At 68.1% G+C, this 20,594-nt stretch carries 21 protein-coding genes and 1 tRNA gene; 16 read left to right on the top strand and 6 right to left on the bottom strand.

Going from position 1 to position 20,594, the window contains the following annotated elements:
• Positions 1–76: 76 nt before the first annotated feature.
• The 4 genes from surE to ACYVJH_RS06010 are packed head-to-tail and all read left to right on the top strand — an operon-like array spanning position 77 to position 2,954.
• Positions 77–856 carry a 5'/3'-nucleotidase SurE gene (surE, locus tag ACYVJH_RS06025; RefSeq protein ID WP_460453710.1) on the top strand — a complete coding sequence of 260 codons (780 nt, stop codon included), beginning with the start codon at positions 77–79 and terminating at the stop codon, positions 854–856.
• Complete coding sequence (locus ACYVJH_RS06020; protein ID WP_460453709.1) at positions 853–1,530, top strand: protein-L-isoaspartate(D-aspartate) O-methyltransferase; 678 nt, start codon at positions 853–855, stop codon at positions 1,528–1,530. The genes surE and ACYVJH_RS06020 overlap by 4 nt, the downstream gene beginning before the upstream one ends.
• Positions 1,531–2,115: a YqaA family protein gene (locus tag ACYVJH_RS06015; protein WP_460453708.1), complete on the top strand. Its 585-nt coding sequence runs from the start codon at positions 1,531–1,533 to the stop codon at positions 2,113–2,115.
• On the top strand, positions 2,112–2,954 hold the full coding sequence (locus tag ACYVJH_RS06010) for a peptidoglycan DD-metalloendopeptidase family protein (RefSeq protein WP_460453707.1): 843 nt from the start codon (positions 2,112–2,114) through the stop codon (positions 2,952–2,954). Before ACYVJH_RS06015 ends, ACYVJH_RS06010 begins: the two co-directional genes overlap by 4 nt.
• Before the next feature lie 15 nt (positions 2,955–2,969).
• On the opposite strand, the gene ACYVJH_RS06005 is transcribed toward ACYVJH_RS06010, so the two are convergent.
• The gene (locus tag ACYVJH_RS06005) at positions 2,970–3,344 is read right to left on the bottom strand and encodes an Mth938-like domain-containing protein (RefSeq protein ID WP_460453706.1); all 375 of its coding nucleotides are present in this window, start codon (positions 3,342–3,344) and stop codon (positions 2,970–2,972) included.
• A gap of 16 nt (positions 3,345–3,360) precedes the next feature.
• Positions 3,361–3,666, bottom strand: a complete 306-nt coding sequence (yhbY, locus tag ACYVJH_RS06000) for a ribosome assembly RNA-binding protein YhbY (RefSeq protein WP_460453705.1) — start codon at positions 3,664–3,666, stop codon at positions 3,361–3,363.
• A gap of 66 nt (positions 3,667–3,732) precedes the next feature.
• Between yhbY and rlmE the strand changes: the two genes are divergently transcribed.
• The 3 genes from rlmE to folP all read left to right on the top strand — a co-directional run bounded on the left by rlmE (position 3,733) and on the right by folP (position 7,237).
• On the top strand, positions 3,733–4,362 hold the full coding sequence (rlmE, locus tag ACYVJH_RS05995) for a 23S rRNA (uridine(2552)-2'-O)-methyltransferase RlmE (RefSeq protein WP_460453704.1): 630 nt from the start codon (positions 3,733–3,735) through the stop codon (positions 4,360–4,362).
• Complete coding sequence (ftsH, locus tag ACYVJH_RS05990; RefSeq protein WP_460453703.1) at positions 4,362–6,269, top strand: ATP-dependent zinc metalloprotease FtsH; 1,908 nt, start codon at positions 4,362–4,364, stop codon at positions 6,267–6,269. Before rlmE ends, ftsH begins: the two co-directional genes overlap by 1 nt.
• Before the next feature lie 68 nt (positions 6,270–6,337).
• Positions 6,338–7,237 (top strand): dihydropteroate synthase, encoded by a 900-nt coding sequence (folP, locus tag ACYVJH_RS05985; RefSeq protein ID WP_460453702.1) that lies wholly within the window; start codon positions 6,338–6,340, stop codon positions 7,235–7,237.
• A 132-nt stretch (positions 7,238–7,369) separates the two neighbouring features.
• Here the strand turns inward: folP and ACYVJH_RS05980 are convergent, their stop codons facing one another.
• A complete protein-coding gene (locus ACYVJH_RS05980; RefSeq protein ID WP_460453701.1) occupies positions 7,370–8,455 on the bottom strand; it encodes an alkane 1-monooxygenase in 1,086 nt (361 codons plus the stop codon).
• Between the two features lie 117 nt (positions 8,456–8,572).
• On the opposite strand from ACYVJH_RS05980, the gene putP reads away from it, so the two are divergent.
• From putP to ACYVJH_RS05935, 9 genes are all read left to right on the top strand, one after another.
• A complete protein-coding gene (gene putP, locus ACYVJH_RS05975) occupies positions 8,573–10,060 on the top strand; it encodes a sodium/proline symporter PutP (RefSeq protein WP_460453700.1) in 1,488 nt (495 codons plus the stop codon).
• A 3-nt stretch (positions 10,061–10,063) separates the two neighbouring features.
• Positions 10,064–11,011 (top strand): tRNA (adenosine(37)-N6)-dimethylallyltransferase MiaA, encoded by a 948-nt coding sequence (miaA, locus tag ACYVJH_RS05970; protein WP_460453699.1) that lies wholly within the window; start codon positions 10,064–10,066, stop codon positions 11,009–11,011.
• Between the two features lie 92 nt (positions 11,012–11,103).
• Positions 11,104–11,379, top strand: a complete 276-nt coding sequence (gene hfq / locus ACYVJH_RS05965; RefSeq protein WP_460453698.1) for an RNA chaperone Hfq — start codon at positions 11,104–11,106, stop codon at positions 11,377–11,379.
• Positions 11,380–11,394: 15 nt separating this feature from the next.
• Positions 11,395–12,711 carry a ribosome rescue GTPase HflX gene (gene hflX, locus ACYVJH_RS05960; RefSeq protein ID WP_460453697.1) on the top strand — a complete coding sequence of 439 codons (1,317 nt, stop codon included), beginning with the start codon at positions 11,395–11,397 and terminating at the stop codon, positions 12,709–12,711.
• Between the two features lie 14 nt (positions 12,712–12,725).
• The gene (hflK, locus tag ACYVJH_RS05955) at positions 12,726–13,829 is read left to right on the top strand and encodes an FtsH protease activity modulator HflK (RefSeq protein WP_460454274.1); all 1,104 of its coding nucleotides are present in this window, start codon (positions 12,726–12,728) and stop codon (positions 13,827–13,829) included.
• A 1-nt stretch (position 13,830) separates the two neighbouring features.
• Positions 13,831–14,703 (top strand): protease modulator HflC, encoded by an 873-nt coding sequence (hflC, locus tag ACYVJH_RS05950; RefSeq protein WP_460453696.1) that lies wholly within the window; start codon positions 13,831–13,833, stop codon positions 14,701–14,703.
• A gap of 3 nt (positions 14,704–14,706) precedes the next feature.
• Complete coding sequence (locus ACYVJH_RS05945) at positions 14,707–14,892, top strand: DUF2065 family protein (protein WP_460453695.1); 186 nt, start codon at positions 14,707–14,709, stop codon at positions 14,890–14,892.
• 164 nt (positions 14,893–15,056) lie between these two features.
• Positions 15,057–16,352, top strand: coding sequence for an adenylosuccinate synthase (locus ACYVJH_RS05940; protein ID WP_460453694.1), 1,296 nt, complete (start codon positions 15,057–15,059; stop codon positions 16,350–16,352).
• A 25-nt stretch (positions 16,353–16,377) separates the two neighbouring features.
• Positions 16,378–17,235 carry a PA4780 family RIO1-like protein kinase gene (locus tag ACYVJH_RS05935; RefSeq protein ID WP_460453693.1) on the top strand — a complete coding sequence of 286 codons (858 nt, stop codon included), beginning with the start codon at positions 16,378–16,380 and terminating at the stop codon, positions 17,233–17,235.
• On the opposite strand, the gene ACYVJH_RS05930 is transcribed toward ACYVJH_RS05935, so the two are convergent.
• The 3 genes from ACYVJH_RS05930 to ACYVJH_RS05920 all read right to left on the bottom strand — a co-directional run bounded on the left by ACYVJH_RS05930 (position 17,236) and on the right by ACYVJH_RS05920 (position 20,539).
• On the bottom strand, positions 17,236–19,224 hold the full coding sequence (locus ACYVJH_RS05930; RefSeq protein ID WP_460453692.1) for a BCCT family transporter: 1,989 nt from the start codon (positions 19,222–19,224) through the stop codon (positions 17,236–17,238).
• Between the two features lie 32 nt (positions 19,225–19,256).
• Positions 19,257–20,366 carry a hypothetical protein gene (locus tag ACYVJH_RS05925; RefSeq protein WP_460453691.1) on the bottom strand — a complete coding sequence of 370 codons (1,110 nt, stop codon included), beginning with the start codon at positions 20,364–20,366 and terminating at the stop codon, positions 19,257–19,259.
• An 88-nt stretch (positions 20,367–20,454) separates the two neighbouring features.
• Positions 20,455–20,539 (bottom strand) — tRNA-Leu (locus ACYVJH_RS05920).
• Positions 20,540–20,594 lie beyond the last annotated feature (55 nt).

Raw genomic sequence — 20,594 nt, 5'->3', positions numbered from 1 at the left:
TTACCCCAGCGCAGGTGAGGGTGATGCCGCGGGCGGTGCATCCGCTATCATTGGGGTTCTTCCCGCGGGACTCCTGATGCACGTACTGGTAAGCAATGACGATGGCGTGGAAGCCCCGGGCATCCGCGTCCTGGCCGAGGGCCTGCGTGCCGCCGGCCACGAAGTGACGGTGGTGGCGCCCGACCGCGACCGTTCCGGCGCCAGCAATTCGCTCACCCTGGACCGCCCCATCCGCGTCCGCAAGATCGCCGACCGCACCTGGCGCGTCACCGGCACGCCGACCGACTGCGTGCACCTGGCGCTGACCGGCCTGCTCGAAACCGATCCCGACATCGTGCTTTCGGGCATCAACACCGCCGCCAACCTCGGCGATGACGTCATCTATTCCGGCACCGTCGCCGCGGCGATGGAGGGGCGGTTCCTGGGCCACCCGGCGGTCGCGCTGTCGCTGGTGACCGACGAGAACTCGCCGCGCCACTACGAAACCGCGGCGCGCGCGGCGCTGGAGATCACCGCGCGGCTGCTGGTCGATCCGCTGCCGGCCGACACCATCCTCAATGTCAACGTGCCTGACCTGCCGTGGCAGTCGCTGCGCGGCTACGAAGTCACCCGCCTGGGTCATCGCCACCGCGCCGAGCCCTGCGTCGAGCAGGTCGACCCGCGCGGGCGCCCGATGTGGTGGATTGGTCCCGCCGGCCCGGAGCAGGACGCCGGTCCCGGCACCGACTTCCACGCGGTGCGTACGGGCTGCATTTCGATCACGCCGATCCACGTCGACCTCACGCGCTACCAGGCGCTGGAAAAGGTCGCCAGCTGGGTCGGCGCCCTGGGTGAAGGGATGAACCTCAAGGCATGATGCCCCGTTATCAAATTCGTCCGGAAGCCAAGGGCCTGGGCATGACCTCGCAGCGCGCCCGCGACCGCATGGTCGAGCGCCTGCGCAACGAAGGCGGCATTACCGACGAACGCGTGCTTGTCGCCATGCGCACGGTGCCGCGCCACCTGTTCCTGGACGAAGCGCTGGCCAGCCGCGCCTATGACGACACGGCGCTGCCGATCGGCAATGGCCAGACCATCAGCCAGCCCTGGGTCGTGGCGCGCATGACCGAAGCCCTGGTCGAACACGGGCTGCCCGAGCGGGTGCTGGAAGTGGGCACGGGCTCGGGCTACCAGGCCTCGGTGCTGGCCACCCTGGGCCTGGAAACCTACAGCGTCGAACGCATCGAGGAACTGCTGCGCGTGGCGCGCCGGCGCTTCCGCCACCAGGGCCTGAACGTGCGCACCCGTCACGACGACGGCCGCGCCGGCTGGCCCGAGTACGCCCCGTTCGGCGGCATCCTGGTGACTGCCGGTGCCGCGGCGATCGAGCCGGCGCTGCTTGAACAACTGGCCGAAGGCGGCACCCTCGTGGCCCCGGTGGGTGGACCGAACGGGCAGCGACTGCTGCGCATCCGTCGCATGGACGGGCAGCTGGTGAAGGAAGACCTGGGTGCCGTGGTGTTCGTGCCCCTGCTGCCCGGGACGCTTTGAATGAAGCTGTTCGGACCGCTCTACGATCACTGCCGCAAGCTTGCCGCCCATCGCCACGCGCCCTGGTACCTGGCCTTCATCTCCGCCATCGAGTCGATCTTCTTCCCGGTGCCGACCGACGTGATGCTGGCGCCGATGGCGCTGGCCAGGCCGGAAAGATGGTGGCGGCTGGGCCTGCTCGCGACGCTGACCTCGGTACTGGGCGGCATCGTTGGTTATGGCCTGGGTTATTTCGCCATCGATGCGGTGATGCCCTGGATCGAACGCGCCGGATACGACGACACCTATGACAGGGTGCAGGAGCTGTTCCGGGAATACGGCGTGTGGATCATGTTCGTCGCCGCGTTCACGCCGATCCCGTTCAAGGTGTTCACCGTCGCTGGCGGCGCCGCCGCGATGCCGCTGCTGCCGTTCGTCCTGGCCTCGCTGGTCGGCCGAGGCATCCGGTTCTTCCTGGTGGCCGGCGTGGTCGCCTGGGGCGGCCCGAAGGTCGAGCCTGTTTTCCGGCGCTATATCGAAATCGTCGGCTGGATCGTCGCCGTGCTGATCCTGGGTGCCATTGTCTGGTTGAATATGCGGGCATGACGACCTCCTTCGCCCGCTGCCTGGCCTGGATCCTGGCGATCACCCTGGTCGCCGCCTGCGGGCATTCGCGCGTGGTCAAGCGCGAGGGTTCGCGTTCGGCGCCCGATCGCGCCGTGCAGTCGGTGCCACGCAGCGGCGACTACACGGTGAAGCGCGGCGACACGCTTTATGGCATCGCATTCCGGCATGGCCTGGACTACCGCGAGGTGGCCAGCCTCAACCGGATCGGCCCGCCCTACACCATCTACCCGGGGCAGACGCTGCGCCTGCGTTCCCAGCAGCGGGCGTCGACGACCCGCGCCGTGACCGGCATGCCGTCACCGCGTACGCCGCCGCCGTCCGGGTCGCGAGGCAGCACGCCGACGCGGCCCACGACGCCCGTGGCCACGCCCGCGACGCCCGTGGCCGTGCCCGCCCGGCCGGAGGCCGCGCCGGTGGTGCCCGCGGTGCCGGTCGCGGCGCCGGCCAGCGGCACCTGGCGCTGGCCCACGCAGGGCCAGGTCATCGGCCGCTTCGTATCCGGTGACCCCAAGCGCCAGGGCCTGGACATCGCCGGCAACGCCGGCCAGCCCGTGGTGGCCGCCGCCGACGGCGTCATCGTCTATTCGGGGTCGGGCCTGGTGGGGTATGGCGAACTGATCATCGTCAAGCACAGCGACGAGTGGCTGTCGGCTTATGCCCACAACCGCCGGCGCCTGGTGGGCGAGGGCGCCCAGGTGAAGGCCGGCCAGCAGATCGCCGAACTCGGCCGCACCGGCACCAGCCGCGACATGCTGCACTTCGAGGTGCGCCGCAACGGCAAGCCGGTGGATCCGATGCAAGTGCTGCCGGCCCGGTGAGCCTGCCGGCCGGTTTCAGCCCGGCAGCAGGAACGCCACCACGACCGTGCGGCCTTCGGTCGCCAGTACGTTGAACGTGCGTGCCGCGGCGGCGTTGTCCATCACTTCCAGGCCCACGCCGCGCGTGAGCATGGCGGCCATCACGGCCGGCGAGGGGAATCGCTGGCGCGGCCCGGTGCCCAGGATCGCCACCGAAGGTTTCAGGGCCAGCAGGGTGTCCATGTGCCCGGGTTCGAGTTCGTCAATCGAGGCCGGGCCCCAGTTTTCCACCAGCTGGTTGGGCGCCAGCACGAAACTGGCGTCCAGCGCCTGCTGGTTGACCAGGACGGTGCTGGCGGTCGTGCCGCGCAGCACATAGCTGAAATCCGGGTTTTCCTGCGAGAGCTGCACGGCGTTCCCCGAGGTTTCAGTCCCTGGGCAGGACGATCAGCGGGTTCTCGGCGCGCCGGCGGTAGAACACGGCGACGTTGCCGATGCGGGTGACCAGGGCCGCGTCGGCCCGCGTGGCCAGCTCGGCGATCCACTCGTCGCGCAGTTCGCGGTCACCGGCGTGGATCTTCACCTTCAGCAGCTCGTGGTGCTCCAGGGCCAGGGCGGCCTCGGCGACCAGGGCGTCGGTGATGCCCTTGGCGCCGACGAAGAGCACGGCCTTGAGGTCGTGGGCCAGGCCGCGCAGGTATCGTTTCTGGGTGTTGCTCAGGGCGGTGGCCATGGTCTCGCAGGCGGCTCGAAAGGGGCGCTAGGGTATCATGGTGGCCCGTCCCCCCCAGTAAAGGCCATGGCCCGCAGCCGCAGCAGCCAGCGTTGGCTCAAGGAGCACTTCGACGACCCCTTCGTTAAGAAGGCCCAGTCCGAAGGCATGCGCTCGCGCGCGGCCTACAAGCTCGAGGAGCTGATCGAACGCGGGCGCCTGCTCAAGCCGGGCATGGTGGTGGTCGACCTGGGCGCCGCGCCGGGCGGCTGGTCGCAGGTGGTGCGCCGGGACCTGGGGGGCAGCGGCCGGGTCCTGGCCCTGGATATCCTGGACATGCCCCCGATCGCCGGGGTCGAGTTCATTCACGGCGATTTCAGAGAAGACGGGCCATTGTCCGAACTGGAAGCCTTGCTTGGCGGTGCCCCGGTGGACCTTGTGCTTTCCGACATGGCCCCCAATATGACTGGCGTGGATACCGTGGATCAGGCCCGGGCGATGTACCTGTCCGAACTGGCCCGCGATTTCGCGGACAAGCACCTGAAGGTCGGCGGTGCGTTCCTGATCAAGCTGTTCCAGGGCGAGGGCTTCGATGCCTACGTCAAGGAACTCAGGACGCGCTACGACAAGCTGGTCATCCGCAAGCCAGCGGCGTCGCGACGCCGCTCAAACGAAGTTTATGCGCTGGCCACCGGCAAGCGACGAGGAAGCAACTGATGAACGACCTGGCAAAAAACCTCCTGCTCTGGCTGGTCATCGCCGTCGTGCTGATGGCGGTGTTCAACAGCTTTTCGACGCCGGGGGCGGCCACTTCCGAACTGAGCTACAACCAGTTCATCGAAGAGGTGAAAAGCGGCCGCGTGTCCGAGGTGAACATCGCCGAGGACCAGATCTCCGTCACCGGCAAGCGCACCGACAATTCGGTGTTCACCACGGCCGCGCCGGACGATTCGCGCCTGCTCGACACCCTGTTCGAGAACAACGTCGAGATCACCCAGGAAAAACCCCAGCCGCGCTCGCTGCTGCTGAGCATCCTGTTCAACCTGCTGCCGGTGGCGCTGATCATCGGTTTCTGGTTCTTCATGATGCGGCAGATGCAGCAGGGCGGCGGCAAGGGCGCGATGAGCTTCGGCAAGTCGCGGGCGAAGCTGCAGGGCGAAAACGACGTCAAGGTCACCCTGGCCGACGTCGCCGGCTGCGACGAAGCCAAGGAAGAAGTGGGTGAGCTGGTCGAGTTCCTGCGCGACCCGGGCCGTTTCCAGAAGCTGGGCGGCAAGATCCCGCGCGGCGTGCTGATGGTCGGTCCGCCGGGCACCGGCAAGACCCTGCTGGCGCGCGCCATCGCCGGCGAGGCCAAGGTGCCGTTCTTCTCGATCTCGGGCTCCGATTTCGTCGAGATGTTCGTCGGCGTCGGCGCCAGCCGCGTGCGCGACATGTTCGAAACCGCCAAGAAGCACGCGCCCTGCATCATCTTCATCGACGAGATCGACGCCGTCGGCCGCCATCGTGGCGCCGGCCTGGGCGGTGGCCACGACGAGCGCGAGCAGACCCTCAACCAGCTGCTGGTCGAGATGGACGGCTTCGAGGGCGGGGAGGGCGTGATCGTCATCGCCGCCACCAACCGTCCCGACGTGCTGGACCCGGCGCTGCTGCGCCCGGGCCGTTTCGACCGCCAGGTCACCGTGGGCCTGCCGGACGTGCGCGGTCGCGAGATGATCCTGAAGGTGCACATGCGCAAGGTGCCGATCGACGACGACGTCGAGGCCATGACCATCGCGCGCGGCACCCCGGGCTTCAGCGGCGCCGACCTGGCCAACCTGGTCAACGAGGCGGCGCTGTTCGCGGCCCGTGAAAACGCCAAGTCGGTGCGCATGGAACATTTCGACCGCGCCCGAGACAAGATCCTGATGGGCGCCGAGCGCCGCTCGATGGCCATGAGCGAGGACGAAAAGAAGCTCACCGCCTACCACGAGGCCGGCCATGCCATCGTCGGCCGCGTCGTGCCCGAGCACGACCCGGTCTACAAGGTGACGATCATCCCGCGCGGCCGCGCGCTGGGCGTCACCATGTACCTGCCCGAGGGCGACAAGTACTCCTACAACCGCACCCACATCGAATCGATGCTGTGCTCGCTGTATGGCGGCCGGGTCGCCGAAGAATTGATCTTCGGCGCCGACAAGGTCACCACCGGCGCTAGCAACGACATCGAGCGCGCCACCAAGATGGCCCGCAACATGGCCACCAAGTGGGGCCTGTCGGACGAACTGGGTCCGATCGCCTATGGCGACGAAGAGGACGAGGTGTTCCTGGGTCGTTCGGTCACGCAGCACAAGTCGGTTTCGGACGACACCGCCCGCAAGATCGACGAGGTCGTGCGCAGCATCCTGGACCGCGCCTACCAGCGCACCAAGGAAATCCTGACCAACAACATGGACAAGCTGCACCTGATGGCCGAGGCGCTGCTGACCTACGAAACCATCGATGCTCACCAGATCGACGCCATCATGGAGGGCCGTCGCCCCGGCCCGCCGGCCGACTGGGCCAAGTCCGGCCGCATTTCCAAGGACGACCCGGGCCCCGGCCCGGCCGCCGGCCCGCTTGGCGGACCGATGCCGCAGACCTGATCTCGCTTGCCGGTTCGACTGCAAAAGGCCAGAGTCCAGCTCTGGCCTTTTGCGTTCCTGGAGTCCCGATGTTCGACCTGACGCCCCAACTCGACTGCGCTGGCCGCCTGCTCAAGCTCGACGTGCCCCGGATCATGGGCATCGTCAACGTCACGCCGGATTCGTTTTCCGACGGGGGCGTCCACGACTCCACCGAAGCCGCCGTGGCCCATGGCCTGCGGCTGGCGGAGGAGGGCGCACACCTGCTCGACGTCGGCGGCGAATCAACCCGCCCCGGTGCGGACGAGGTGCCGGTCGAGGAAGAACTGCGCCGGGTGATTCCGGTGATCGAGCGCCTGGTGGCGGAAACCTCGCTGCCGGTGTCGGTGGACACCTCCAAGCCCGAGGTCATGCGCGCCGCGGTCGCCGCAGGCGCCGGCCTGATCAACGACGTCTTCGCCCTGCGCCGCGAGGGCGCACTGGACGCGGCGGCGGCGGCCGGTGTGCCGGTGGTGCTGATGCACATGCAGGGCGAGCCCCGCACGATGCAGGATGCGCCGGAGTACGACGACCTGGTCGGCGACGTGCACCGGTTCCTGGCCGAACGCATCTTCGCCTGCGAAATGGCCGGCATCCCGAAGACGTCCATCGTGCTGGACCCGGGCTACGGCTTCGGCAAGACCGGCGCGCACAACCTGCTGCTGCTGCGCCAGCAGTCGCGCCTGCTCGACCTGGGGCAGCCGCTGCTGGCCGGGCTGTCGCGCAAGCGGTTCCTGGGCGAGGTCACCGGTCGCGAGGTCGGGCAACGCCTGCATGCCTCGGTGGCCGCCGCGGTGCTTGCCGCCGAATACGGCGCCCGCATCCTGCGCGTGCACGACGTCGCGGCCACCGTGGACGCCCTGAAGCTGTGGGCCGCCGTTGCCGCGATGCCCGCACCGCGCCCCACCGAATCAGCAAAACCGTCGATCCGCTGGCCAGACGATGACTGAGTCCGGGGTCCTGGTCACGCCTTGACCAAAGGGGCTGGCGCCCTTGCCCCGCCTGCCTCCTGGCGTTTCATCCACAGGCGTTCTCCCAGGGTTGTCCACAGGGCCTGTGGATTGTCTCCGGGTCCGCCGGCTTCAGGCGGACCCGGCTTCCCGCGCCGTGCGAAAGCCCAGCACCCGCGGATCGACCACGCGCCGCCAAAGCGGCGGCACCAGCGCCAGCACGAACATCGCCGCGTAGCCGCCCGGCAGCTGCGGGCTGTCGGGATGGTGGCGAAGGATGGCGTAGCGACGCTTGGGAAAGGCATGGTGGTCGGAGTGGCGCTGCAGCTGGAACAGCAGCAGGTTCGACAGTGCGTAGTCGGAGTTCCAGCTGTGCAGGTGGGTGGTGCGCTCGTAGCGGCCATCGGGGCCACGCTGGCGTTCGAGGCCGTAGTGCTCGATGTAGTTGATGATCTCCAGCGACCCCGCCGCCAGCAGGCCCTGCACCAGGAAGAAGACCAGCCCGACGGCCCCCAGCCAGGCCAGGAAAATACCCGCGAACGCCAGCCAGGCCAGCGTCCAGCCGATCATTTCGTTTCGCCAATGCAACGGCGCCAGGCCGAGGCCACGCAGGCGTCGTGCTTCGAGCCGCCAGGCGTTGAGCGTATTGCGCCACAGCGCGCGCGGCAGGAAATGCCACAGCGACTGGCCGAAGCGCGCGCTGGAGGCATCTTCGGGCGTGGATACGTGCACGTGGTGGCCACGCAGGTGTTCGATCTTGAAGCCGTGGTAACCCACGCTGGCCAGCAGCAGGCCGCCGACGGAGGGCTCGAGCCGACCGTCCTTGTGGATCAGTTCGTGCGCGGTGTTGATGGCCAGGATGCCGCCGACCAGGCCCTGCGAGAGCAGCCAGCCGGCCGTGCCGCCAACACCGAAGCCGGCCTGGCCGAACCAGTGCGCCGACCACGCCAGCACGGCCAGGTGCACCGGCAGGCAGGCGAGGGTGAGGGCCCGGAACCAGGGTTCCTGCGACAGCTCGCGCTCGCGTCCCGATGGCACGTTCGCGGGGTCGTGGCCCAATGCGTAATCGGCCATCGGCAGCAGCACGAACAGGAAGAACAGGGGGAACCAGGCCATCAGGTCGGGCCGGCCCGTCAGGCTGCCCAGCCACGCGGCCAGGGGCATCAGCGCGGGCACCACGAAGACCAGCAGGAAGGCGAAGCGCTTGAGATTCGGCACGGCGGTCGGACCCACGGTAACCGGCCCCCAGCATACCCCGGGCAGCGCGGTGTTCAAGGGGCAGGCCACTGGCGAAGTCGCTAAGCTAGGCGGCCACCCGCACTCCCAGGAGCCCCCATGGACTGGACGTCCCCGCTGCACATCACCTTCGCCATCTACATCCTGGGCATGGTCGGCATCGGCTTCGTGGCCTGGTATTCAACCAAGAATTTCGACGACTACATCCTCGGCGGCCGCTCGCTGGGCAGCTTCGTCACCGCGCTGTCGGCCGGCGCCTCGGACATGAGCGGCTGGCTGCTGCTGGGCCTGCCCGGCGCGTTCTACGTTGGCGGTTTTTCGGAAGCCTGGATCGCCGTGGGCCTGGTGATCGGCGCCTGGGCCAACTGGCGCTATGTAGCGGCGCCGCTGCGCCTTTACACCGAACGCAGCCAGAACGCCCTGACCCTGCCGGACTACTTCACGCACCGGTTCGAGGACCGAAACAAGCTGCTGCGCTCGGTGTCGGCGGCGATCATCCTGGTGTTCTTCGCGGTGTATTGCGCCGCGGGCATCGTCGCCGGCGCGCGCCTGTTCGAGTCGGTGTTCGAGGTGCCGTACGCCGAGGCGATCTGGTACGGCGCCGCGGCGACCATCCTCTATACCTTCGTCGGTGGCTTCCTGGCCGTGAGCTGGACCGACACGGTGCAGGCGACGCTGATGTTCTTCGCGCTGATCCTCACGCCCATCTTCGTGGTGCTCAGCCTGGGTGGTCCGGAAACCAGCATCGCGCTGGTCGAACAGGTCGACCCGGCCAACCTGCAGTTCTTCAAGGGCGCCACCGTGCTGGGCGTGGTGTCGCTGCTGGCCTGGGGCCTGGGCTACGTCGGCCAGCCGCACATCCTGGCGCGCTTCATGGCGGCCGAATCGGTGCGCACCATTGCCCCGGCGCGCCGGATCGCGATGACCTGGATGATCCTGTGCCTGGCGGGCGCGATGGGCGTGGGTTTCTTCGGCATCGCCTGGTTCGAGTCCAACCCGGCCCGCGCCGGCGCCGTGGCCGACAACCCCGAGCGCGTGTTCATCGAGCTCTCGACGCTGCTGTTCAATCCGTGGATTGCCGGCATCCTGCTGTCGGCGATCCTGGCGGCGGTGATGAGCACGCTCAGCTGCCAGCTGCTGGTCTGCTCGAGCGCGATCACCGAGGATTTCTACAAGGGCTTCCTGCGTCCCAAAGCGGGCCACAAGGAGCTGGTGTGGGTCGGCCGCTTCGCGGTGCTGGCCGTGGCGCTGCTGGCGATCTGGCTGGCCGCCGATCCCGACAGCCGCGTGCTGGGCCTGGTCAGCTACGCCTGGGCAGGGTTTGGCGCGGCGTTCGGGCCCGTGGTCGTCCTGTCGCTGTTCTGGAAGGGCACCACCCGCAACGGTGCGCTGGCCGGCATGATCGTCGGCGCGCTGGTGGTGATCGGCTGGAAACAGCTCGACACCGGCCTGTACGAAATGGTGCCGGGCGTGGCCCTGGCGACGCTGGCGATCGTGCTGGTGAGCCGCTTCGGCGGTGCACCGTCGCCGGCGATGCTGGGCCAGTTCGACGCCGTGCACGCCGAACTGCGGCGCAGCGAGGACTGACCGATGCGCGACACCCGCCCGCTGGCCGTTGCCCTAATGGGGCCCACGGCCTCGGGCAAGACGGCGCTGGCGGTGGACTGGTGCCAGCGCCTGGAGACCGAGGTGATCAGCGTCGATTCGGCGCTGGTCTACCGCGGCCTCGACATCGGCTCGGCCAAGCCCGATGCCGCCACCCTGGCCCTGGCGCCGCACCACCTGGTGGACGTGCGCGACCCGCACGAGGTGTTCTCGGCCGCCGACTTCGCCCGCGAGGCCCTGCCGCCGATGCGGGCCCTGGCCGAACGGGGCAGGGTGCCGCTGCTGGTCGGGGGCACCGGCCTGTATTTCAGCGCGCTGCTCGAGGGCTTGTCGGCGCTGCCCGAAGCGGATCCCGCGGTCCGCAGCGGAATCATTGCCGAGGCGGCCGAATGTGGCTGGCCGGCGCTTCACGCCCAAATGGCGGCGATTGATCCGGCCGCCGGCCTGCGAATCAAACCCGGCGACAGCCAGCGCATCACCCGCGCCCTGGAGGTCTGGCGACTCAGCGGCCGGCCGATCAGCGACTGGCAGCAGGCGGGCGAGCGCCGCCGGTTCCCGTTCCGGGTGCTGCGGCTGGTACTGGCGCCCGCGGACCGGGCCGTGCTGCACGCGCGCATCGAAAAGCGGTTCGACCAGATGCTTGAGCAGGGTTTCCTGGACGAAGTGCGGCGCCTGCGCGCCGACCCGCGGCTGCATCCGGACCTGCCGTCCATGCGCGCGGTGGGCTACCGGCAGGCCTGGGCGCACCTTGAAGGGCAGACGGACGCCCCCACGTTCAGGGATCAGGCCATCGCCGCCACCCGGCAGCTGGCCAAGCGGCAGCTCACTTGGCTGCGCGCGCGCACCGAAGCCCTGTGGCTGGATCCGCAGGCTGAACGGGCCCTCGCGGAGCAGCGCCTGGCGGCCTTCCTGGCCCGCCCGGCGGGGCCTTAGCTGCTAGACTTCCGGGCATTCGCGGCCCCGGACCCTTTGGCCGCAAATCGCGCCACGCTGGCGCGCCACAATAAGAAGATGGAGTCCAAAAGATGTCCAAAGGCCAATCCCTCCAGGATCCCTTCCTCAATGCCCTGCGCCGCGAGCGCATTCCCGTTTCGATCTACCTGGTCAACGGCATCAAGCTGCAGGGCACGATCGAAAGCTTCGACCAGTTCGTGGTGCTGCTGCGCAATACGGTCAGCCAGATGGTCTACAAGCACGCCATTTCCACCGTCGTTCCGGCGCGCAACGTGCGTATCGGCCCGGGCGGCGGCCAGGTTGCGTCCGCCAACGGCGAAGAAGACGAAGCGGGTCCGGAAGATTGATCCGCGTGACGACTGATGTTTGAACGCGCCCGCAAGGGCGAACGCGCCCTGCTGGTGCAGCCGCACCCGCCGGGCATGCAGGATCCGTCCCGCCTCGAGGAATTCACCGAGCTGGCCCACTCGGCCGGTGCCACCGTGGTCGGCATCGTGCCGGCGCGTATCGAGCGGCCGAATCCGGCGTACTACATCGGCACCGGCAAGCTCGACGAGGTCAAATCCGCCTGCGAGGCCATGGAAGCCGACCTGGTGCTGGTGAACGAACTGTTGACGCCTGCGCAGGAGCGCAACCTCGAGCGTGTGCTCAAGCGTCGGGTCGTCGACCGCACCGGCCTGATCCTGGACATCTTCGCCCAGCGCGCGGCCAGCCACGAAGGCAAGCTGCAGGTCGAACTGGCCCAGCTCAAGCATTGGGCCACGCGCCTGGTGCGTGGCTGGACCCACCTCGAACGCCAGCGCGGCGGCGCCATCGGCCTGCGCGGCCCGGGTGAAACCCAGCTCGAGCTCGACAAGCGCATGCTGCAGAAGAAGCTCGAATCGGTGCGTGCGCGCCTGGACAAGGTCGAGGTACAGCGCACGCAGATGCGCCGGGCGCGGATGCGCAACGACATCCCGCGCGTGGCCCTGGTCGGTTACACCAACGCCGGCAAGTCCACGCTCTTCAACACCCTGACCAATTCCGGCGTCTACGCCGACGACCGGCTTTTCGCCACGCTTGACCCGACCACGCGCCGGATCGAGGGCGTGGCGCCGCTGGTGCTTTCTGACACGGTCGGCTTCGTGCGCGACCTGCCGCATGAACTGGTCGCGGCCTTCCGCTCGACCCTTTCCGAGGCGCGCGACGCGGATTTGCTGCTCCACGTGGTGGACGCCGCCGACGAACTGCGCGACGAGCGCATCGGCCAGGTGGATGCAGTGCTGGCCGAAATCGGCGCCGGCGAGATCCCCCAGGTGCTGGTTTTCAACAAGATCGACCGCATCGAAGGCGCCGTGCCCCGGCGCGACCCGGAAGTCGAGGGCCGTGAACGGGTCTGGCTGTCGGCGAAGACCGGTGACGGCCTCGATGGCCTGCGAGAGCTGCTGACCGACCGTTTCCTGGACCGCCGTGTGGCGGGTGAACTGGCGCTGGGGCCGGCCCAGGGCCGCCTGCGTGCACGTCTTCACGAGGTCGGCGCCGTGAAGGCCGAGTCAAGTGACGAAGCCGGCTGGCGGCTTGAGATCGACCTGCCGCGTGCCGTCGCCGAACGCCTGGCGGCCGAGCCCGGAGGTGATTTTCTGGCTGACCTCTTGCTTGTGGCCCCCGCCGCCCCTACCTACAATCCCGAGACCACCTGATGCGTGAGCAAGCAATGGCCTGGAACCAGCCTGGAAAAGGCAATCAAGATCCCTGGAAAGGCAAGGACCCCGGCAACGAGGTTGATGCCTTCGTGAACCGCCTCAAGGGCATGTTCGGTGGCGGCGGCGGTGGCAACCGCGGCCGCGGCTCGAACGCGTCGGGCGGTTTCAATCCAGTGCCCTGGATCATCGGTCTGTTCGGCATCTGGCTGGTGTTCAACAGCTTCAAGCTGATGGACGAACGCCAGCGTGGCGTCGTGCTCCGCTTCGGCGAGTTCAACCGCATCATGATGCCGGGCCCGAACTTCAAGTGGCCCTGGCCGATCGAGTCCGTTTACGTGGTGCCCGCCACCGAAGTGGTCGAGATGACCGACCAGGTGCGCGTGCTGACGCAGGACGAAAACCTGATCGACATCAAGTTCAACGTGCAGTTCAGCCGTACCGATCCGCGCACCTTCCTGTTCGGTTCGGTCAATCCCGAGCAGACGCTCAAGGATTCGGCCGAAAGCGCCGTGCGCGAAGTCGTTGGTCGCAACACCATGGACACGGTGCTCTTCGACCGTGCCCAGCTGGTGATCGCGGCGCAGGAGCGCCTGCAGGAGTCGCTGGACTTCTACCAGACCGGCCTGACCGTCATCAACTTCAACCTGCAGGACGCGCGTCCGCCGGAAGAAGTGAAGCAGGCCTTCGATGATGCGATCGCCGCCCGCGAGGACAAGGACCGCATCCAGAACGAAGCCCGCGCCTACGCCAGCAAGGTGGTGCCCGAGGCCCGCGGCGTCGCGGCGCGCATGCGCACCGAGGCCGAGGGTTACCGCGCCCAGGCCATCGCGCGCGCCGAGGGTGACGCCGAACGATTCACGCTGCTGGTGGACGAGTACCGCCAGGCGCCGGAGGTCACCCGCAAGCGCCTGTACCTGGAAACCATGCAGGAAGTGCTGTCGGCCAACCCGAAGGTGATCGCCGGCGAGAACAACATCCTGTACCTGCCGCTGGGCGGCGAGACCAACCGCACCCGAATCCCGACCGAAGCCCCGGTGCTGCGCCTGCCGGCGACCCAGGCGGCGTCCGAGCCGGAGCCCGAAGCCCGCGACACCCGTCGCCAGGGAGGCCGCTGACATGAACCGTTTCACCGTGATCATCTTCGCCGTCATCGCCGCACTGCTGGCGGCCATGGGTTCGGTTTACGTCGTCAACGAAAGCCAGACCGCCATCGTGCTCAACCTGGGCCGCGTGGTGCGCGCCGACATCCAGCCCGGCCTGCACTTCAAGTGGCCGCTGGTGGAGGAGGTGCGCAAGTTCGACCAGCGCATCCTCTCGCTCGACGACCAGCCGGAACGCTACCTGACGTCGGAAAAGAAGGACGTCAGCGTCGACTTCTTCGTCAAGTGGCGCATCAAGGACGTGGCCACCTATTACCGCGCCGCCAGTGGCGGCAGCGAGGATGCCGCGCGCCAGCGCCTGACCCCGATCGTCAAGAACGCGCTGCGCAACGAAATCAACCAGCGCACGCTGCAGGAAGTGGTGTCCGCGGGTCGGGCCGAACTGTCCGGGGCCTTCCTCAAGAAGGTCAATGAAAGCGCCGAATCGCTGGGCGTGGAAGTGGTGGACGTGCGCATCAAGCGCATCAACCTGCCCGACGACAGCAACATCCTGACCACGGTCTACAGCCGCATGCGCACCGAGCGCACCCAGGTGGCCAACCAGCTGCGCGCCGAAGGCGTGGAGCTCAGCGAGACCATCCGTTCGGAGGCCGACCGCCAGCGCGTGGTTACCCTGGCCGAAGCCGAACGCGACGCCCAGAAGCTGCGCGGTGAAGGCGACGCGCGTGCCGCCGAGATCGCCGCGGCGGCCTACGGCGGTGATCCGGAGTTCTACGCCTTCTACCGAAGCCTCGAGCTGTACCGCAACGCCATGTCCGATGGCCAGACGGTGCTGGTGCTGGACCCGGACTCGGAGTTCCTTCGCTACATGGAAAGCAGCGGGCGCTGAGCCATGCCTGACCTCTGGGCGGCACTTTGCCTGGTCCTGGTGCTGGAGGGGCTGCTGCTGTTCGCGGCCCCGGGCGCCTGGAAGCGCGCCGTTGCCCAGCTGATGGCCCTGGGCGACCGGCCCCTGCGTATCACCGGCGCCGTGATGATCGGCCTGGGCCTGCTGGCCCTGCAGTGGGCCCGGGGCTGAATCCGGGGCGGGCCATGGCCTCGCCGGGCCGGGCTAGCCCCGGCCGGGGAAAACGCGGATAATTTCCCAAAGCCGGGGCGACCTCCGGCTTTTTCCGTGTCTGGGCCCCTGTCGGCGGCCCGACGCCGTCGCCCCGTCGCCAATCCTTATTCGGAGTGCAGGTCATGGGTCAGTCGGTGGTGGTGTTGGGTGCCCAGTGGGGCGACGAGGGCAAGGGCAAGATCGTCGACCTGCTCACCGAGGAAATCGGCGCGGTCGTGCGCTTCCAGGGCGGCCACAATGCCGGCCACACCCTGGTGATCAAGGGCAAGAAGACCGTGCTGCACCTGATCCCCTCGGGCATCCTGCGCGAGGGCGCGCTGTGCCTGATCGGCAACGGCGTGGTGCTCAGCCCGGCGGCCCTGCAGAAGGAAATCGCCCAGCTCGAGGAAAACGGCGTCGAGGTGCGTTCGCGCCTGAAGATCAGCCCGGCGACGCCGCTGATCATGCCGTACCACATCGCCCTGGACCAGGCGCGCGAGAAGGCCGCCGGCGGCAAGGCCATCGGCACCACCGGCCGCGGCATCGGCCCGGCCTACGAAGACAAGGTGGCGCGTCGCGGCATCCGCGTCGCCGACCTGAACTATCCCAAGGAGCTCGCCGACAAGCTGCGCGAGACCATGGATTACCACAACTTCGTGCTCACCAAGTACCTGGGCGTCGAAGCGGTGGACTTCCAGAAGACGCTCGATGAAGCCCTCGAGTTCGGCAAGTACGTCGACCCGATGAAGGCCGACGTCGCCGGCATCCTGCACGAGCTGCGCAAGCAGGGTAAGCGGGTGATGTTCGAGGGCGCGCAGGGTTCCCTGCTCGACATCGACCACGGCACCTATCCCTACGTCACCTCGTCCAACACCACCGTCGGCGGCGCCATGGCCGGCACCGGTGTCGGCGCCGACGCCATCGACTACGTGCTGGGCATCGCCAAGGCCTACGCCACCCGCGTCGGCGGCGGCCCGTTCCCGACCGAACTGCACGACGATGTCGGCCAGGGCATCCGCGACCGCGGCCAGGAGTACGGCGCCACCACCGGCCGCCCGCGCCGCTGCGGCTGGATGGACATCGTCGCGCTCAAGCGCGCGGTCGCCATCAACGGCATCACCGGCCTGTGCATCACCAAGCTCGACATCCTGGACGGGATGGAGAAGCTCAAGATCTGCATCGCCTACGAATACCGCGGCAAGCGCACCGAATACGCGCCGCTCGACGCCGCCGGCTGGGACGAGTGCACGCCGGTGTACCTGGAGTTCCCGGGCTGGGACGAGTCCACCGCCGGCGTCACCGAGTGGGACAAGCTGCCGCCGGCAGCCCGCGCCTACCTGCGCGCGCTCGAGGAACTGGCCGGCTGCCCGCTGGCCATCGTCAGCACCGGCCCGGGCCGTGAGTCCACGATCGTGCTGCAGGACCCCTACGCCTCCTGACCCGGCCGACCGGCGGAACTGTCCAATGAAGACTCCCGCCGGGCTGCAAGCCCTGGTTGACGACGGCGTGGTTCACGCCGTGCTGCGCCAGCTCAAGAGTGGCAAGGAGGCCTCTGTTTTCGTCGTCCGTAGGGGCGACGAGATCCTGTGCGCAAAGGTCTACAAGGATCTGGGGCAGCGCAGCTTCCAGGCACGCTCGCAATACCAGGAAGGCCGCAAGGTCCGTGGCAGCCGCCAGGCGCGTGCCATGGAGAAGGGCAGCAAGTTCGGCAGGAAGGAACTGGAGTCCGCCTGGAAGAACACCGAAGTGGATGCGCTCTACCAGCTGTCGGCGGCGAACGTGCGCGTGCCACGGCCCCTGGGCTATTTCAACGGCGTGCTGATGATGGAGCTGATCGCCGACAGCGAGGGCCATAGTGCCCCGCGCCTGGGAGAAGTCCAGCTCGATGCCGGGCAGGCACGCGAATTCTTCCGGTTCCTGGTACGCCAGGTCGTGCGCATGCTCTGCGTCGGCGTCATCCATGGCGACCTGTCCGAATACAACGTGCTGGTGGATCCCCAGGGCCCGGTCATCATCGACCTGCCCCAGGCGGTCAGCGCCGCCGGCAACAACAATGCGCGGACCATGCTGCTGCGCGACGTGAACCGCCTGCGCACCGCCCTGGCCCGGTTCGCCCCAGATCTCGTGGACCTGCACTATGGCGAAGAGATGTGGGCGCTGTTCGAAAAGGGCGAACTGGGCCCGGAGACCGAACTCACCGGGGCGTTCACCTTCAGTGAGCACGATGCCGACATTGACGCCGTGCTGATGTCGATCGAGGACGCTCGCCAGGAAGCCGTGATCCGGCAGCAGGGCAGGGAAGCGGCGGCGCAGGACGACTGACTAGGCGCGCTGGCCGCTCAGGAAGTGCAGGTGGCGTTCGTACTGGTCAAGCACGTCGTTGATCAACGCGCCGCTTGACCAGCCCATCACGTCGTAGTCCTGGCCGCCTTCGCTCAGGTGTACTTCGGCGCGGTAATAGCGCAGGGTCGCGGCCCGTCTTGCCCGGGTGTCACCAAGCACGAAGCTCGGTGGTTCGTAGGGACGGGGCCGCACCACGTAGTGGAAGTCCAGTTCCTGGCCGTGGCTCACCTTTAGCGTGAGCCGGCCGTCGGCGCCGTCCAGCACCTCGGCCTCGACGCCGCGTCCGCGCAGTTCGTCCGCGACCTCGCGCAGGGCCGGGCGCGCCACCTGGTCCAGGAACAGCCCGACCTCATCCCGGCTCGGCTGGTGCACGAGCGTGCGGATGCGCTGCTGCCAGCCGAGGCCATCGCCGCCTCCCTGGGTGGTGCGCGCGAACTTCACGCTGCTGCGCTTGGCGGCGTCGGTGCGCAGGGCGCGCAGCAGGCCCCAGCAGACCAGGACCATCACCAGGGTGAAGGGCAGGGCGCTGGCGATGGACGCGGTCTGCAGCGCGCTCAGGCCGCCGGCCAGCAGCAGCACTGCGGCCACCACGCCCATCAGCACCGACCAGAAGATGCGCTGCCAGGTGGGTGATTCCTCGTTGCCGCCGGTGGTCAGCATGTCCACCACCAGCGCCCCGGAGTCCGAGGAAGTCACGAAGAAGGTGACCACCAGCAGCGTCGCCAGCAATGAGGTGATCGACGACAGCGGCAGGTGGCTGAAGAATTCGAACAGCGCCACCGTGGTGTCGGCCGCCACCGCGTCGGCCAGGCTGGTGAGGCCCTGCATCATGATCATGTGGATGGCGGTGTCTCCGAAGAACGTCATCCACATGAAGGTGAAGCCCAGCGGCACCAGCAGCACGCCAACCACGAACTCGCGGATGGTGCGTCCGCGCGAGACCCGGGCGATGAACATGCCCACGAAGGGGGACCAGGCGATCCACCAGCCCCAGTAGAACAACGTCCAGCCACCGATCCAGCCGCTGGGCTCGTAGGCATAGAGGTTGAAGGTCATCGAGAACAGGTTGGAGATGTACATGCCGGTGTTCTGCACCAGCGTCTGCAGCAGGAACACCGTCGGCCCGGCGACCAGCACGAACACCAGCAGGATCACGGCCAGCGCCATGTTCAGCTCCGACACCCGGCGGATGCCGCCGTCCAGCCCCAGCCACACCGAGATCGTGGCCAGGCCGGTGATCACGGCGATCAGGATCATCTGCACGCCGATTCCCACGGGCACGCCAAACAGGTGGTTGAGGCCGGCATTGACCTGCATGACGCCGAAGCCGAGCGACGTCGCCACGCCGAAGATGGTGCCGAACACGGCGAAGGTGTCGACGGTATGACCGGCGATGCCGTAGATGCGCTCGCCTATCAGTGGATAAAGCGCCGAGCGGATCGTCAGTGGCAGGCCGTGGCGGAAGGCGAAATAGGCCAGCGACAGCCCCACCACCGCGTAGATGGCCCAGGCATGCACGCCCCAGTGGAACAGGGTGATGCGCATCGCCTGACGGGCGGCCTCGGCGGTGGACGGATCGCCCACCGGCGGATTGCTGAAATGCATCACCGGTTCGGCGACGCCGAAGAACATCAGGCCGATGCCCATGCCGGCCGAGAAGAGCATCGCGAACCAGGACCGGTAGCTGTAGTCGGGCCGGCTGTGGTCCGGCCCGAGCCGGATGCGGCCATAGCCCGACATCGCCACGCCCACGACGAAGACCAGGAAACCCGCCACCGCCAGCACGTAGAACCAGCCGGCCTGGGTGATGACCCAGGCCTGGATGGCGGCGAACTGCTTCTCCGCGGCCTCGGGCCAGATCGCAGCCAGGGCGACGAACAGCACCACGAGCACGCCGGAGGTGATGAACACCGGCGGGTTCATGACGATGCGCCTGCGCGATACCGGGTCCGTCGTTTCCTTCTGCATTCGGGCGTCTCCTGGGTGGGTGGCGCGGCGGCTCAGAAATAGAAGCCGATGTTGATGTTCAGGCGGGTACGCCAGGACTCGTCGCCGGGCGCGAGCCCGATGCCGGGGCCGCCGATGAACCACATGTTGCGACCGGTGATCAGGTCCACGTACGTGAAGGACTTGCCCTTTGCAAAACTGCAGCCGGCGACGTTCTGCCAGGAGTCGCCGGCGGCGGCGCCCACGCCCTGGGTGCTGCTGAGGTTGTTGTAGCAGGTGATGCCGTCGAACCATCCGCTGCGCGGCAGCGACCAGGCGACGTTCGCGCTCAGGACATGGGCTTCGGTGGCGATCTCGAAGGGAAACAGGAAGGCCGAGAGCGCGACCCGCGCACCGGGAACGTCGTAGCGGTACCAGGCCCACTGCGCCTGCCAGGTCCAGGCGCCGCGCTGGTGCTGCAGGTGCAGCGCGGCGCCGTGGTGGCCGTGCCGACGCCCGCTGGCCTGGTCCTGGACGCGACCGGTGAAGGCCGACGCGCCGAATTCGGTGGTCGCGGCCGCGCCTTCGAACTGCCTGGCCCAGCGCAGGTTGATCCGCTCGCGCTCGCGGTAGCGCAGGCTGCCGTCGTCGGCCAGGTCGAAGGAATAGCGGTCGAAGCGCGCTGCGTCGCCGTACTCGTCAGCCAGGAAAAGGCCCGCATGGAAGTTGTGCCCGCCCTCGGCGTGGCGGTAGACCAGGCCGATGTCGTAATCGTCCTCCAGCCCCAGGTAATAGCCCGATCCGAACCAGAAGCTGTGCGAGGCATAGGGCAGCAGGCCGAAGGGCACCTGCTGGATGCCCAGCTTCAGGTCGCGGTCGGCGTCCAGTCGCCAGCCCGCCCAGGCGTGGTGCACGGCGTCGAAGCCGTCGTACCAGCGGTACTGCAGGGAAAAGAACAGGGGCCCCCGCGAACCCTTGGCGTCCACGCGCAGCAGTTCCAGGTCGATGTCGCCGTTGCCGGCCGGGTCGCCGTAGTCCCGCCAGCCGACGTTGAAGCGCACGGCGCCACCGAGGTCGAGGCTGGGGTCGTCATTCGCCGGGGTTGCCCACACGGGGCCGGACCCAAAGCCCAACAACAGGCCCAGGGCTACCAGGCTGCCTCTGATGAAGGGCCGGGTCGCCATGCCCCGACCTTACGAGCCACGTCGGGGCAAGTCCACCCGGACCCGGCCGGGCAATAAAAAACCCCGCCGGAGCGGGGTTTCTTGATGTTGGTGCCCAGGAGAGGACTCGAACCTCCACGGTTTTACCCGCTAGTACCTGAAACTAGTGCGTCTACCAATTCCGCCACCTGGGCAAGTCTTGCCGCAGGGCGACAAGAGCCGCGTAATTTAAGGCCAGGTCCGGTCTTT

This window comes from Arenimonas aestuarii, assembly GCF_054781715.1.
Note: the sequence above shows the minus strand (reverse complement) of the source record. Positions and strands in the feature narration are given on the sequence as shown.